Here is a 15,202-nt window from a genome sequence, read left to right on the forward strand (position 1 = left end):
TCTATGAAAGCATTGTCAAAGTTAAAAGCAGAAGAAGGCATCTGGATGACCGATGTGCCCGAGCCAGAGTTGGGGCACAATGATGTGATGATCAAAATCCGTAAAACGGCGATTTGTGGTACGGATGTGCACATCTATAACTGGGATGACTGGTCGCAAAAAACCATTCCTGTACCTATGGTTGTTGGTCATGAGTATGTTGGCGAAGTCGTGGCTATTGGTCAGGAGGTAAAGGGTTTTAAAATTAGTGATCGGGTGTCTGGCGAAGGGCATATTACTTGTGGTTACTGCCGTAACTGTCGTGGTGGCCGTACTCACTTATGCCGTAATACCATTGGCGTAGGGGTAAACCGCCCTGGTTGTTTTGCTCAATACTTGGTTATTCCTGCATTTAATGCGTTCAAAATCCCAGATAACATCTCTGATGAGCTGGCTTCTATTTTTGACCCATTTGGCAATGCTGTTCATACCGCGCTCTCGTTTGATCTGGTTGGCGAAGATGTGCTGGTTTCTGGTGCAGGTCCAATTGGTATTATGGCGGCGGCAGTGTGTAAACATGTTGGTGCGCGTCATGTTGTTATCACCGATGTTAACGAATATCGCCTTGAGCTGGCCCGTAAAATGGGTGTCACCCGTGCGGTGAACGTCAGTCAGGAAAATCTGACCGATGTCATGGCAGAATTGGGCATGACCGAAGGTTTTGATGTTGGTTTAGAAATGTCCGGCGCTCCGGCGGCGTTTCGTACCTTATTAAATACCATGAATCACGGCGGCCGTGTTGCACTGTTGGGCATTCCTCCATCAGATATGGCAATTGATTGGAATCAGGTGATTTTCAAGGGCTTGTTTATCAAAGGTATTTATGGTCGTGAAATGTTTGAAACCTGGTACAAGATGGCTACATTGATTCAATCTGGTTTGGATCTGACACCCATTATCACTCACCGGTTCTCTATTGATGATTTCCAGAAAGGCTTTGACATCATGCGCTCAGGGCAGTCTGGTAAAGTTATTCTGAACTGGGATTAACCGACCAAGTGAGTTATCACTAAAATTAATAGGCGCTTTTAGTTCTTGAGCGCCTATTTGAGGCATTAGCAATATTGCAAGCTATCATCGAATAAATAGAAATAACAGGATAATTAGCCATTTCTAAATATGAATTTCTATTCTGTTTTATCCTGAGACTTATCTCCGGCCAGTTTCTGGATATATTGGCTCACCGTGTTCACAATAGGATTATCAACCAGAGTATCGCCAATAACGGCCAGATAATCTTGGCTGGTAACTGTAATGGGTGCCTCTTTTATTTCACACAGCTTGCCCCATTTATGGTGATTATCACCAACAGGTTTGCCACTTAACAACCTACTGGGGCTAACTAACTCAATATCAGTGGGAAGCGTTGGCAGCATCTGCTGTAGTGCACGAATGGTTGTTGAATGAGGATGACCGATAGCAATAGCGGAACCATTTTTACGAGCGATGGAAATCGCACGATTTAGCTGATGGCGAGTTTCTGCTTCTGATTGCACATCATCAAGGAAAATATTACGGCGGATAACGCGAACAGGCGTGCCTTGTGCTGCCTTTGTCGCCTGAGTATTGCCAATCGTCACGCTGTCGAGAAAATAGAGGTTATAACGAGACAGTGAGCGCATCACTTTTTGCATTCCCGGCAAGCTCGAAGTCATAGCACTGCCCATATGGTTATTGATGCCTACAGCATAAGGGACTTTTTGTATTGCACGCTGGATGATGCGGTCAATTTCTTCACTGCTCATGGTTGGCTGGAGAGTATCCGGCTCTAGCAGTTGCTTACTTAAAGGTGCCATTGGCAGGTGGATTAAGATCTCCCGTCCTTGTTTATAGGCTTTTTCAGCCATATTTCTGCCATGCGGTGAATCTGGCAGAATGGCGATAGAAACCGCGACAGGCATCTGCAATATTTTGTTTTCGTTATGAGGACGATAGCCAAAGTCATCAATAACAATTGCCAGACGAGCAGCACTGGTTTGTAGGCTTAAAAGTAACAGGGCGGTAGTACCAATGAGTTTTGCTAATTTGCGTTGTCCCACCTGATTATCTCCCAAGCCACGGTTGTGGGTTTACCGCTCTTCCTTGACGGCGGATTTCAAAATAGAGTGCGGGTTGTTGCTGACCGCCACTGTTACCGACCAATGCAATAGGTTGTCCTGCGCGAACTTGCTGGCCGACATTGACCAGAGCGCTCTGATTATAGCCGTAGAGACTCATATCACCTTTACCGTGCTCTATCACGACAACCAGCCCATAGCCTTGTAACCAATCAGCCAGCAGTACCCGGCCATCGGATATCGCTTTAACTTCAGTACCTTCTTGGGCAGAAATCACCATGCCTTTCCAGCGCAATTCGCCTTGCAGCGCTTCACCAAACTCATGTATCACTTTACCGCGGACAGGCCAGATTGCCTGACCCGCCGGACGGCCAAGGCCACCGGTACGCGCCATTAATGCGCGTTCATCCTCAGTTGGCTTGTAGCTGGAACCTTTTTGCTGCGCTTGCTTCTGTTTCGCTGCAATCTGAGCACGAACACGGGCAGCTTCTCTGGCTTCTCGTTCAGCACGTGCTTTCGCTTCCTGTTCTGCTTTAGCGATTTTATCTCGTAGACGGATTTCATTTTGTTTTAGTTCAGCGAGATTTTTCTGGTCTTTCTTTAAGGAAGATTCCAGCTCAGTCAGGGTTTTTTGCCGGGCGTTGCGGGCTACTTCCATTTGCTGCTTTTGTTGTTGTTGTTCAGTTAGAACTTGTTTTTGCTCTTCCTGTTTCTGCTGCTCAAGTTTTTTTTGTTCAGTTAAATCAACGGCTGTTTGTTCAAGCTTAACAATGGTGTCCTGACGGGCTTGATTAAGGTAGCTATAGTAAGCGAGTATGCGCTCACCTCTCTTGCCCTCTTCTCCTCTGAACATCAGTTCAAGCCCTTGATGTTGCCCTTGACGAAATGCAGCATCCAATTGGCGTGCCAGCATATCTCGTTGCGCTTTTTGTTGTTTTTCCAGTTTTTTGATGTTGGAGACGAGAGCAGCAATCTCTTTATTCAGCTTACTGAGTTGAGTTTGAGTGTTGTGTAGAGATTGACCAATTTTGGAAATGGTATTTTCCTGATCTTTTAGCTGATTTAGCAAAGAACTACGTTTTTGCTGCTGTTGTTGCACACTTTTCTCTTTCTCCGCGATGTTTTGTTGGAGATCTTTGAGCTGATTTTTATTGGCGATAATTTGATTTGCGAAGGTATTAAAGCTGAAAATAACCAATAGGAAAACATAGAACAATGAGGCGCAGATATTATTCCGCCATGAGTTCTGATTGCGCCGATAATTACGGCTATCTATTTCCTTGTTGTCAGCCATTTCTGTAAATGTACCCTGCTACTATGTGCGTTAGATTATTTCATGATGAACAAAGAGTTACCAGATGTTACGCTGATTTTTTACACTTTCAGATAATGCTGTCTTAACATCGAAATTAAATGATAATAAACATATTAGCCTACTTATCGTTGAAATTCCTGCATGCATTGAGTGTGACAGGGCAATGCTGGTGATGTACTTAAAATGCTTCATTTTCAGGATATTTTTATTTTTTCTCGAAACTCTCCGCAAAATTTGCATTGAGCTTATGCTATTTGGCTGTAATTGACGCAACACAAAGGTATACTCTGGAACCTTAGAAATTTGTTATTAACCAACGGGAGTTGTTGCCCCCATGCTGCAAGAAATCATGCAATTTATTAACCAGCATATGACCTTAAGCCTCATTTGGATTGCACTGCTGGTTGCCGTTATTGTGACTACAACGAGAGGTTTCTTCTCTAAAACCAAAGAGATAACTCGTGCTCAAGCTATTAATCTGATCAACAAAGAAGAAGCCATCGTCGTGGATTTACGTTCCCGTGAAGATTTCCGCAAAGGGCATATTATTGGTGCAGTAAACCTGACTCCCTCTGAAATTAAAGACAACAATTTTGCTGAGTTGGAAAAACATAAAAAGCAGCCTGTAATTGTTGTTTCTGCGAATGGTACTGAATCTCGTACTCCGGCAGAGAATCTTATTCGTGCCGGTTTTGAACGCGTATGCTCCTTGAAAGAGGGCTTGGCGGGTTGGACAGGTGAAAACTTGCCATTGGCGCGTGGTAAAAAGTAATCATTTTGGGCGTGAATGGAGACATTCACATAAAAAATTTAATAAGGACATCTAAAGGTAACAATTATTATGTCAGAACAAAGCAATACAGAAATGGCTTTTCAGATCCAACGTATCTACACCAAAGATATCTCTTTTGAAGCACCAAACGCTCCACAAGTGTTTCAGCAGGAATGGCAGCCGGAAGTAAAACTGGATCTGGATACAGCTTCCAGTGAGTTGGCTCAAGGGGTTTATGAAGTTGTTCTGCGTGTGACTGTAACAGCAACTTTAGGAGAAGAGACAGCATTCCTGTGTGAAGTACAGCAAGGGGGTATTTTCTCTATTGATGGTATTGAAGGAACTCAGCTAGCTCACTGCTTGGGTGCATACTGTCCGAATATCCTGTTCCCATATGCTCGTGAATGCATCACTAACTTGGTTAGTCGTGGTACTTTCCCACAACTCAATCTGGCTCCAGTAAACTTTGATGCCCTGTTCATGAACTACCTGCAACAGCAGGCGGAACAGTCTCAGGGTGGTGAACAAACTGAACAGGAAGCTTAATGAATAGTACTGTTTCTATGACAGTTATCGGTGCCGGTTCATACGGCACCTCATTGGCTATTACGTTGGCTCGTAATGGTCATAATGTTGTACTTTGGGGGCATAATCCAGAACATGTTAGGGCATTGCAACAGGCGCGTTGTAATCAGGAATTTCTGCCGGATGTTTCCTTTCCTGATAGTTTATTGCTTGAAACAGACCTCATAAAAGCACTAACAGCGAGTCGCGATATTCTTGTTGTGGTACCTAGCCATGTGTTTGGTGAAGTGTTAAAGCGGCTAAAACCACATCTACGGGCTGATTCACGTATTGTCTGGGCAACTAAAGGCTTGGAAGCGGATACTGGTCGGTTATTACAGGATGTGGCCCGTGAGATATTAGGCGATGCAATACCGCTAGCGGTACTTTCTGGGCCAACATTTGCTAAAGAGTTAGCGGCTGGTTTGCCCACTGCGATTGCTATTTCCGCGACGGAACCTGCTTTTGGCGATGAACTTCAGCAATTATTCCACTGTGGTAAAAGCTTCCGGGTTTATAAAAATCCTGATTTTATTGGAGTTCAACTCGGTGGCGCCGTAAAAAACGTGATTGCCATTGGTGCGGGAATATCTGATGGTATGGGTTTTGGCGCTAATGCTCGTACTGCCTTGATTACTCGTGGGTTGGCGGAAATGAGTCGCCTTGGTACAGCGTTTGGTGCTGATCCTTCAACCTTTATGGGCATGGCGGGATTGGGTGATTTGGTCTTAACTTGTACTGATAACCAGTCACGCAACCGTCGTTTTGGCATGATGCTAGGGCAGGGAATTAGTGTCGAAGACGCCCAGAATCAGATTGGGCAGGTTGTTGAAGGTTATCGCAATACCAAAGAAGTACGTGCATTGGCTGATCGTGTCAATGTAGAAATGCCGATTGCAGAACAAATCTATCAGATACTCTATTGCAATAAAAATGTGATAGAAGCTGCTCAGGCATTATTAGGAAGAGCCAGAAAGGATGAGAGCGATGATGTGCGCTCTTAAATAAAAATCTAATGAAATAGGTTCTAAATGTGAGAGTAAAAAATATGTCGCTAGAGGAATTGGACGAAGTTTGGAAGAACATAAAAACAGAGGCGAGAGCACTGGCTGAATGTGAACCGATGTTGGCCAGTTTTTTTCATGCAACATTACTCAAGCATGAAAATCTTGGTAGTGCCTTAAGTTATATGCTGGCTAACAAGCTGGCTACGCCGATTATGCCGGCTATTGCGGTTAGAGAGATCGTAGAAGAGGCTTATGGCTCAGATCAAAAGATGATTGTCTCTGCTGCCCGCGACATCATAGCAGTACGTCTACGTGATCCCGCTGTAGATAAATACTCAACTCCTCTGCTATACCTCAAAGGATTTCATGCTCTACAAGCCTATCGCATTGCCCACTGGATTTGGGGAGAAGGGCGTAAGGCATTGGCTATTTATTTGCAAAACCAAATCTCGATGTCTTTTGGCGTTGATATTCACCCGGCGGCAAAGATTGGTTGTGGCATTATGCTTGACCATGCTACAGGCATAGTGATTGGTGAAACGGCAGTAGTGGAAAATGACGTTTCTATCCTGCAATCCGTCACTCTTGGTGGTACGGGTAAAACAGGGGGTGATCGTCATCCGAAAGTTAGGGAAGGGGTGATGATTGGCGCAGGTTCAAAAATATTGGGTAATATCGAAATTGGCCGTGGGGCGAAAATTGGCGCAGGTTCAGTTGTATTGCGCTCTGTTCCACCACACACAACAGCCGCTGGGGTGCCTGCCCGTATCGTCGGTAAACCTGAAAGCGAAAAGCCATCATTGGATATGAACCAACACTTTAATGGTATCAACAATGGCTTTGAGTATGGTGATGGAATTTAATTTTTCGAAATATAGATATTAGTAATCATTATCATATTTTCACATATTAAATGTGGAAATATGATTTTGCATGCTTAACTTATTTAGAGCTTTTATAAATTATTTTCTTGCTACACCTATTATAATATAGTGCCAATGTTTAGGAACGACTTTATTTATAACTTTATTATCTAACATCCCTAAAAATCTTCTTTGAAATTCATTCCTACCAAACGTAGCAAGGAAGCCTAATGTTGTATAATCGACATTTGAAAATGCTGATAGATAATCTGTCATTTCCCTGGCGGTAATATAGCCCCAGGTATTTCCCCAGTTAACATAATTTTTCCTGAGAAATTTATGTAATGGTGATGCAACCAGATTTTCTGCAAACCAAAGCTCACCGCCTTCTTTTAATGAATGAAAGATCTGATTAATAGCTTCTTTTTGTGCTATTTTATTGAAATTATAACCGACAGCACCTAATACTGACTTAAACATAACAATATCGAAATGGTTCTTATATTTGATATCCGATGCGTTTAATTTATCATATTGAATACTCTTTTCTATATGATAACGTTCATGTTTCTCCAGTGCTTTTGGCGTGGGGCCATCTAAATCAGTACATAAGACATTTGCTCCATTTAATGCTGCCCATAATGATAGCCCACCATTTCTACTACCTAGCTCTAGAATATTAGCTGATTTTAAGTCTAATCTAGAATGATCTTGCCAATATTTTAAGGAATAACTCCAGTTATATATGTCCCATTCTATGACATCATGGAGAAATTCTTTTGAATTTTTTGCTTTCATAGCGTAACCAATATATATCAATGAAAATGAGTTACCTTAATACTAACTTTATTAAATTATTATGATCTAAATAGTCGATCACTTGGGGGAAGCAACCCCGATTAAGTTATATGAATCGATTTTCAAAGAGAAAAAATTCCTCAATAGGGTTAAATTATACTAATCATAGCACCTACGTCCTGTGATAAATGATGATTTAGCGCAAAAACTTGTTCAGAAAACCCAGGATAAAAACTATGTCCTTGATGTCTTACTGCTTTCCTAACGATACATCATGGTCATTCTGCCACTTACATCGTCAAAGCCTGTTGTACTCTGTCCATCTTCTGTTGGATGTGATATTGGAATATTGAGCTGATAACTATCATGGCCGTACCATGCTTTATCTATCTGAGGAACATGACGAAAAGGGTTGTTTGGTTCTCACCGTGGGTCTGATGCAGAGCGGTTCCTATACTGCATTTCTGTGACCCACGTAAAGAGGAAAAAATTACCGTGATATGATCAATAACACTTGGAACCATTGCAGAAGTATGTAGCGATATTAGGCATATTTATTGGCACACTATTTTCTGATGATAGCGCCTTGATAATCTAGTTGCCGCCAGGCTTCAAAAACAACAACGGCAACTGAATTGGAAAGATTCATACTGCGACTGTTTGCTAGCATTGGGATACGAACCTTTTGTTGCGGTGGCATATTATCCAACACGTAAGGTGGTAACCCTCGGGTTTCCGGCCCAAACATTAAATAATCCCCGGCTTGATAACTTACAGCACTATGTGCCGGAGTTCCTTTTGTTGTGAGAGCAAACAAACGAGCAGAAGACACTCCTGCTAATCCTTCATCCTCTAAAAAAGTAAAATAATCATGATGTTGTTTAACATTGGCGAACTCATGATAATCCAGCCCGGCTCGACGTAGCCTTTTATCATCCCAGGTAAAACCCAGAGGCTGAATCAGATGCAATTGAAATCCGGTGTTAGCACAAAGACGAATAATATTACCGGTATTAGGTGGGATTTCAGGTTCAAATAAGACGATATTTAGCATAATGCCCCCTAGAAACGAGGGGCACAGGTTAGCAGAAATCAGGAAGGGATGCAGGGGGATCTTCATCGATATTCTTATTTATCTGTTGGAAGATCTTTCCCTGTTGAGGTACTTGATTGTATTGTCAATAAAATTAAAAGTGAAAAAACATCACTAGATATAATCTAACATACTAAATTCTTTAGAGATTCTCTGGATTATTTTTTTGCCACACCGATTATAATATAGTGCCAATGTTTAGGAACGACCTTATTTAGAACTTTATTATCTAAAATCCCTAAAAATTTTCTTTGAGATTCATTCCTGCCAAACGTAGCAAGGAAACCTAAAGTTGTATAATTAACATTTGAAAATGCTGATAGATACTCAGTCATTTCGCTGACAGTAACATAGCCCCAAGCATTCCCCCAATTAACATAATTTTTTCTGAGAAATTTATGCAATGGCGATGCAACCAAATTTTCTGCAAACCAAAATTCACCCCCTTCTTTTAATGAATGGAAAATCTGATTAATCGCCTTTTTTTGTGCCGATTTATTTGAATTATAACCGATGCCACCTAATACTGATTTAAACATAACGATATCAAAGTGGTTTCTATATTTAATATCTAATGCACTTAATTTACCATATCGAATTCTATTTTCTATATTATAACGCGTATGTTTCTCCTGTGCTTTTGAAGTAGGGCCATTTAAATCCGTACATAAAACATTACCTCCATTTAATGCTGCCCACAGTGATAATCCACCATTTCGGCTTCCTAGTTCTAGAATATTAGCTGACTTTAATTCTAGGTTAGAATGGTCCTGCCAATATTTTAAAGCATGACTCCAATTACATATATCCCACTCTATTACATCATTGAGTAGCTCTCTTGAGTTTTCTGTTTTCATAAAAAAATGACCAATAAACTAATTATTTTGATAATACTTTTATAGTGAATTATTAAGATCTAGTGATACATTATTTTTTGATGACGGTATTCTAGCAAAAGATTACCGTAGGGCTTGCTTAGCAAGAATTTCAGATAGATAGGCTGTGCTCATCGTTACTTTTGTTTCAATCTTATCCTTAAATATTTTAGTGTTATTCAGTACATTCACTGCAATGTGTTTTATCTGAGATGACAATTTCCCTGAGTTACTGCACTGAATTGGGAGTGCCTGACGGTTTTTCCATCTGTGGCACCCCTGAGCTTTTCGTCAGTTCACGGCAAAATCCATCCATTCATGAAACACTTTTGAAGCTGCTTGACACTGATATAGCTAACATATGGGCTACGGTGTTATGAGTTAAAATACCCTGTTCAAATTCACTGTATTGCTTTAACTATCCTTGACGCTCAACACCAAAATCTTCAATTTCTTCCTAGCTTTTGGCGCCAGCAATTACGGCACCGATTTGTTAATGGCAGAATATCTGTCAGCTTATAGCTATTTGCTGTTCTGACTAAGATTGCGAATAACCGAGTGGTTACTAAGTTAATCGTAAAAGGCTCTTAGAGTTCCTTCTCGGAACGAAAACCATGAGGGTTATTCTTCTGCCAATTCCAACTATCACGCATCATATCGTCAATATTGCGTATTGCTTGCCAGCCAAGGATATTCCGAGCTCTGGATGGATCAGACCAACACTCAGCAATATCCCCAGGACGTCTATCTGTAATTTTATATGGAATATCTTTACCTGATGCCTTTTCAAAAGAATGAAGTAGTTCAAGTACAGAATAACCAGCACCAGTGCCTAAATTAAAAACTTCATAGGATTGTTGTTTATCCAGATAGTCAATCGCAGCAATATGACCTTCAGCCAAATCCATCACGTGGATATAGTCACGAACACCGGTACCGTCTTTAGTTGGATAATCGTTGCCATACACGGATAAACATTCCAGACGACCAATAGCAACCTGAGTGATATAAGGTAGTAGGTTATTAGGAATACCATTAGGATCTTCTCCAATCATACCTGATGGATGAGCACCAACAGGATTGAAATATCTTAAACTGGTGATTTTGAAGCTTGGCTCGGCTGCGGCAAAATCTTTCAGAATCTGCTCAACCATCAGTTTAGAAGTGCCATAAGGGTTGGTAGTGCCGCCTACTTTCGCATTTTCCGTGAGTGGTACAAATTCAGGATCACCATAAACCGTTGCGGACGAACTGAAAATCAGTTGATGTACACCATTCGCACGCATAGCCTGCAACAGAACTAGGGTGCCAGTAACATTGTTCTGATAATATTCAAGAGGTTTTCTGGTAGATTCACCAACGGCTTTTAAACCGGCAAAATGGATAACTGTGTCTATTTTGTTTTCTTGAAAGATTTGATTCAGTAAATCTAAATCAAGGATATCACCTTGGTAAAACTTCACTGATTTGCCAGTAAGCTTTTCAACTCTACGAACAAACTCTGGTGATGAATTGCAAAGGTTATCGATAACAACAACATCTGCTCCTTTTTCCAGAAGCGCTAATACTGTATGTGAACCGATGTAGCCGGTTCCGCCGGTGACTAGAAATAACATTAGAATTCCTTATTAAGTTATAATTTTTTATAGTGGGTTCTAAATTGCCTCATAAGAAGTTAGAACATTCTCAATGAAGCTTTCCCCATAACTATTTACTTGTTTGTAATTTACAACCTGATTTATCATAAGATAAATAGTTAATTTTTATGAAGTCTTATCAAGATAAAAAGTTCATAGGACAATTATATTGAAAAACATTTAAACCAATGCTAAGGTCCCAATCGTATCGATAGGAGGGGTTTCTTAGTGTTTTTTCAGCAAACTGCCTGAGACATATAAATAAGTCAATACCTTAATAAGTCCGTTAAGTGAGTGGATATGATGAATAGGCAGTACATTCCAGTTAGAAATAGCACTCTGGGAGCTGAAACCCAGTGCGGTAGCTATGCCTTAATCTATTTGGGTTCTTGTTAACTTAAGAATTCAGTTTTTTCCATCCCAGTGATTATCTCTATAATAAAGTCAACCATATGGATGTCTTAGTTACAGGTGCTGATGTTAAAGAGAGTAAATATCTATGACTATGCTTGTCCTAAGTTCAAGTTCTGACTCAGAATTTTTTATGTACAGGTAACCCTATTCACTTCTGAGATATTTTAGTAGTTGCGAGTGCTTGAGTGTGACGTCATGTTTATGTTTTGTAGATCAATAAGTTATCGTGGGGAATTAGGTTCTTTCCGTTTTCTCAAAGAGACTTTCATCGTCATATGCTGAAATTAAGTTGAGTAGTGAATGACAGATTACAAATCGTAAGAAATATTTGATAATTATTTGCATGGTAAAGTTACTAGGTAGCTAGCAAATCGCAAGACGTTAAGCATGTGTAAAGCAGGATCATCGGTATGTGTATAGATAAAGACTCAGTAGAAATTATGAAGAAATATTAATGTAAGAAAATGTTTTTGTTTTTCTAAGGGTTATTTTCATCAATAATAGGTGAAATGTAATAGAAAATTTCTCTGTTTTTTAATAAATGCTTCTATTGTGTTTGTGGAAGCTCAGGAAGTTTTTAATAGCAAATTCTAAATTCCAAGGTTATATTTTTAAATGTCAGATATTTTACAGCTCATTGGTCGTAATAGAGTTCTTTTTGCAGATGATATTCAGCATCATGAGAAAGAGCTGCAAGCTGCTGTTACTGGTTCCAGCTTTTTGGTTCTTGGTGGGGCTGGCTCTATTGGTCAGGCAGTGACTAAAGAAATTTTTAAACGTAATCCGAAAAAGTTGCATGTAGTCGACATTAGTGAAAATAATCTAGTTGAATTGGTTCGTGACATTCGTAGTTCATTTGGTTATATCAATGGGGATTTCCAGACTTTTGCTCTCGATATCGGTTCAATTGAATATGATGCTTTTATCGCCGCGGATGGTCAATATGATTATGTGTTGAACCTATCAGCTCTTAAGCATGTGCGTAGTGAAAAAGACCCTTTCACTTTAATGCGTATGATTGATGTCAATATCTTTAATACTGATAAAACTATTCAGCAGTCGATTGACGCTGGTGTAAAAAAATATTTCTGTGTGTCGACAGATAAAGCAGCTAACCCAGTAAATATGATGGGTGCTTCCAAGCGTATTATGGAAATGTTCCTTATGCGCAGGAGTCAACAGATAAATATATCTACCGCACGGTTTGCTAATGTTGCTTTTTCTGATGGCTCCCTCTTGCACGGATTTAATCAGCGGTTGCAGAAGTGCCAACCGATTGTTGCTCCTAATGATATTAAGCGTTATTTTGTTACTCCTCAAGAATCTGGGGAACTTTGCTTAATGTCATGCATTTTTGGACAAAATAGGGATATTTTCTTTCCAAAACTAAGTGAAGCTCTTCATCTTATTACGTTTGCTGATATTGCTGTAAAGTATCTTGAGCAGCATGGTTATCAACCTTATATATGTACCAGAGAAGACGAAGCGCGTGAGTTAGCCCAGACTCTGCCGGAACAAGGTAAATGGCCTTGTCTTTTTACTGTAAGCGATACGACGGGGGAAAAAGACTTTGAAGAGTTCTTCACTGATGAAGAGGTCTTGGATATGGATCGTTTTAACAACTTAGGTATTATCAAGAATACTCCGAAATTTGATGTAGAAAAGCTGATTTTGTTTGAACGCAAAATTGGTGATATGAAAATCAATAAAGCATGGAGTAAGCAGGATATTGTAGAGTTATTTTTCGCCATGATCCCTGATTTCAACCATAAAGAGACTGGAAAGTATTTGGATAGCAAGATGTAAGGGAGAAATATGCACATTTCGTTGATTAGGTTTATCCGTGATATTTACTGCACCAAAGAATTTATTCCCCTTCATGCTCCGACTTTCCGAGGAAATGAACGTCAGTACGTACTTGATACGCTTGATAGCACTTTTGTCTCTAGTGTAGGAGCTTATGTAGAGCGCTTCGAACGTCAGATAGAGTCTTTTACTGGTGCAACCAAGGCAGTGGCCACAGTAAATGGTACTGCTGCACTACATATGGCGCTTTATATGGCAGGGGTAAGGGCAGGGGATCTGGTAATTACTCAGCCACTTACTTTTGTTGCAACTTGTAATGCATTGTTTCATATGGGAGCAGAGCCAGTATTTGTCGATGTTTCTCGACAGAGTTTGGGCCTTTGTCCCAAAGCGCTTTCCGCTTGGTTGGATGAATATGCTGCTCAAACTGAATTTGGCTGTGTGCATAAGGAGACGGGACGGACTATCCGTGCGGTGGTGCCTATGCATACTTTTGGTCATCCTGTTGAGTTAGATGAACTACAGGTTGTGTGTGAAGCATGGAACATACAATTGGTAGAGGATGCAGCTGAGAGTTTGGGGTCTTTCTATAAGGAACGACACACTGGAACCATAGCGCCATTTGGTGCCTTCAGCTTCAATGGTAACAAAATCATCACTACTGGTGGCGGGGGCATGGTGCTATGTCAAGATTCTGAGCAAGGAACTAGGACTAAGCACATCACAACTACGGCTAAGGTACCGCATCCCTTTGAGTTTTATCATGATGAACCTGGATTTAACTACAGACTACCAAATTTAAATGCTGCATTGGGCTGTGCCCAAATGGAAAGCTTAGCCTTGTTCCTTGAACAGAAACGCAGACTAGCCGCTTGTTATGCGGACTACTTCCGCGGTACAGAATACCAGTTTGTTGAAGAGCCTGTATATGGGCGCTCGAATTATTGGTTGAATGCGGTCATCTGTCAAGACAAGACTCAGCGTGACACTTTGCTAGCTGAGACCAACAAGGTTGGGATAATGACTCGCCCCGTCTGGCAATTGATGCACAGATTGCCGATGTTTTCTCATGCATTGCGTGGGGAACTCACTAATGCTGAATGGTTGGAAACTCATCTGGTCAACCTACCGAGTACACCAGTGGAGAATTGAGTTATATAAAAGTTATAACAAGTATCACGAGTAGGGAATACATAGCTTTGTTATTTTTAGATACGTTTTAAAGCAAGATGGTTAATATTATTAACTACTTTTTTGATTAAAGTATCTAATGATGTGATTAATTATTTGTTTTTAAAATATTTTTTCACCTGAAGCTTTGTTATATCATTTGTGAAAACAGCCTTGCTCATAATTTTGTAATGGTTTTTATTTTTTATTCAACAATGCTTATATTTGAGTGTTGCATACTTAACAATACAGAGGATTGGGGTTATGTATAAACTGGAAGATATAAAAGTAGGAATGAGTGAGTCATACTCACAAACCATTACAGATTCTGATATTAAAAGTTATGCAGGAATATCCGGTGACAGGAATCCTGTGCATATGGATGAGCAATATGCGAAAGAGTCAAGATTTGGACAACGTATTGCTCACGGTATGTTGAGTTCAAGTTTTTTTTCTGCATTATTTGGTATGAAACTACCAGGGCCAGGGTGTGTTTACGTTTCTCAGAATCTGAAGTTTAGAAAACCTGTATATATCGGTGATACCGTCACTGTAACAATTGAGGTGAAGGATATCGACATTAAAAATAGAAGAGTTTTTTTCGATACATATTGTAAAGTTGGAAAATCAAAAGTAATCGTAGGTTCAGCAGAAATATATATACCTGAATAAGTGTTAAGAGATATCTTACTTTTTTGTATATACCCGTAATCATTGAAGATGCTTGATTTTATCCGAAATGGAGATCATTATCCTCGCTATGAAAATATTTATTACATCAGAACAAAAAAT

14 protein-coding genes are annotated in these 15,202 nt (G+C 40.2%); 8 read left to right on the forward strand and 6 right to left on the reverse strand.

The annotated features are described in order from the left end of the window. Positions 1 to 3: 3 nt before the first annotated feature. Positions 4 to 1,029 carry an L-threonine 3-dehydrogenase gene (gene tdh, locus BA1DRAFT_RS10300; RefSeq protein ID WP_036778553.1) on the forward strand — a complete coding sequence of 342 codons (1,026 nt, stop codon included), beginning with the start codon at positions 4 to 6 and terminating at the stop codon, positions 1,027 to 1,029. A gap of 137 nt (positions 1,030 to 1,166) precedes the next feature. Here tdh and BA1DRAFT_RS10305 read toward each other — a convergent pair whose 3' ends face one another. Beyond that, a complete protein-coding gene (locus BA1DRAFT_RS10305; RefSeq protein WP_036778590.1) occupies positions 1,167 to 2,078 on the reverse strand; it encodes a divergent polysaccharide deacetylase family protein in 912 nt (303 codons plus the stop codon). A 4-nt stretch (positions 2,079 to 2,082) separates the two neighbouring features. Further along, positions 2,083 to 3,390, reverse strand: coding sequence for a murein hydrolase activator EnvC (gene envC / locus BA1DRAFT_RS10310; protein ID WP_036778556.1), 1,308 nt, complete (start codon positions 3,388 to 3,390; stop codon positions 2,083 to 2,085). A gap of 355 nt (positions 3,391 to 3,745) precedes the next feature. Here envC and BA1DRAFT_RS10315 point away from each other — a divergent pair, with 355 nt between their 5' ends. The 4 genes from BA1DRAFT_RS10315 to cysE all read left to right on the forward strand — a co-directional run bounded on the left by BA1DRAFT_RS10315 (position 3,746) and on the right by cysE (position 6,617). After that, entirely contained in the window at positions 3,746 to 4,183 is a 438-nt protein-coding gene (locus BA1DRAFT_RS10315; protein ID WP_036778558.1) for a rhodanese-like domain-containing protein, read from the forward strand. A gap of 69 nt (positions 4,184 to 4,252) precedes the next feature. Beyond that, entirely contained in the window at positions 4,253 to 4,729 is a 477-nt protein-coding gene (gene secB, locus BA1DRAFT_RS10320) for a protein-export chaperone SecB (RefSeq protein WP_036778561.1), read from the forward strand. Further along, the gene (gene gpsA, locus BA1DRAFT_RS10325) at positions 4,729 to 5,751 is read left to right on the forward strand and encodes an NAD(P)H-dependent glycerol-3-phosphate dehydrogenase (RefSeq protein ID WP_036778563.1); all 1,023 of its coding nucleotides are present in this window, start codon (positions 4,729 to 4,731) and stop codon (positions 5,749 to 5,751) included. The genes secB and gpsA overlap by 1 nt, the downstream gene beginning before the upstream one ends. 44 nt (positions 5,752 to 5,795) lie before the next feature. Beyond that, positions 5,796 to 6,617, forward strand: coding sequence for a serine O-acetyltransferase (gene cysE / locus BA1DRAFT_RS10330; RefSeq protein ID WP_036778566.1), 822 nt, complete (start codon positions 5,796 to 5,798; stop codon positions 6,615 to 6,617). A 99-nt stretch (positions 6,618 to 6,716) separates the two neighbouring features. Here the strand turns inward: cysE and BA1DRAFT_RS10335 are convergent, their stop codons facing one another. The 4 genes from BA1DRAFT_RS10335 to galE form a co-directional block, all read right to left on the reverse strand. Further along, a complete protein-coding gene (locus tag BA1DRAFT_RS10335) occupies positions 6,717 to 7,415 on the reverse strand; it encodes a class I SAM-dependent methyltransferase (protein ID WP_036778568.1) in 699 nt (232 codons plus the stop codon). 565 nt (positions 7,416 to 7,980) lie between these two features. Next, positions 7,981 to 8,469 carry a tRNA (uridine(34)/cytosine(34)/5-carboxymethylaminomethyluridine(34)-2'-O)-methyltransferase TrmL gene (trmL, locus tag BA1DRAFT_RS10340; protein WP_036778571.1) on the reverse strand — a complete coding sequence of 163 codons (489 nt, stop codon included), beginning with the start codon at positions 8,467 to 8,469 and terminating at the stop codon, positions 7,981 to 7,983. A 197-nt stretch (positions 8,470 to 8,666) separates the two neighbouring features. Further along, entirely contained in the window at positions 8,667 to 9,365 is a 699-nt protein-coding gene (locus BA1DRAFT_RS10345; protein ID WP_036778573.1) for a class I SAM-dependent methyltransferase, read from the reverse strand. A gap of 605 nt (positions 9,366 to 9,970) precedes the next feature. Continuing rightward, positions 9,971 to 10,999: a UDP-glucose 4-epimerase GalE gene (gene galE, locus BA1DRAFT_RS10350; protein ID WP_036778576.1), complete on the reverse strand. Its 1,029-nt coding sequence runs from the start codon at positions 10,997 to 10,999 to the stop codon at positions 9,971 to 9,973. Between the two features lie 1,050 nt (positions 11,000 to 12,049). On the opposite strand from galE, the gene BA1DRAFT_RS10355 reads away from it, so the two are divergent. The 3 genes from BA1DRAFT_RS10355 to BA1DRAFT_RS10365 all read left to right on the forward strand — a co-directional run bounded on the left by BA1DRAFT_RS10355 (position 12,050) and on the right by BA1DRAFT_RS10365 (position 15,082). Then, positions 12,050 to 13,240 (forward strand): UDP-N-acetylglucosamine 4,6-dehydratase, encoded by a 1,191-nt coding sequence (locus tag BA1DRAFT_RS10355; protein WP_036778578.1) that lies wholly within the window; start codon positions 12,050 to 12,052, stop codon positions 13,238 to 13,240. 9 nt (positions 13,241 to 13,249) lie between these two features. Beyond that, entirely contained in the window at positions 13,250 to 14,392 is a 1,143-nt protein-coding gene (locus BA1DRAFT_RS10360) for a LegC family aminotransferase (protein ID WP_036778580.1), read from the forward strand. Positions 14,393 to 14,674: 282 nt separating this feature from the next. Next, entirely contained in the window at positions 14,675 to 15,082 is a 408-nt protein-coding gene (locus BA1DRAFT_RS10365) for a MaoC family dehydratase (RefSeq protein WP_036778582.1), read from the forward strand. The last annotated feature ends 120 nt before the right edge of the window (positions 15,083 to 15,202 follow it).

The sequence above is a fragment of the Photorhabdus aegyptia genome (assembly GCF_000612035.1).
In the GTDB taxonomy this organism is placed as follows: Bacteria; Pseudomonadota; Gammaproteobacteria; order Enterobacterales; family Enterobacteriaceae; genus Photorhabdus; species Photorhabdus akhurstii.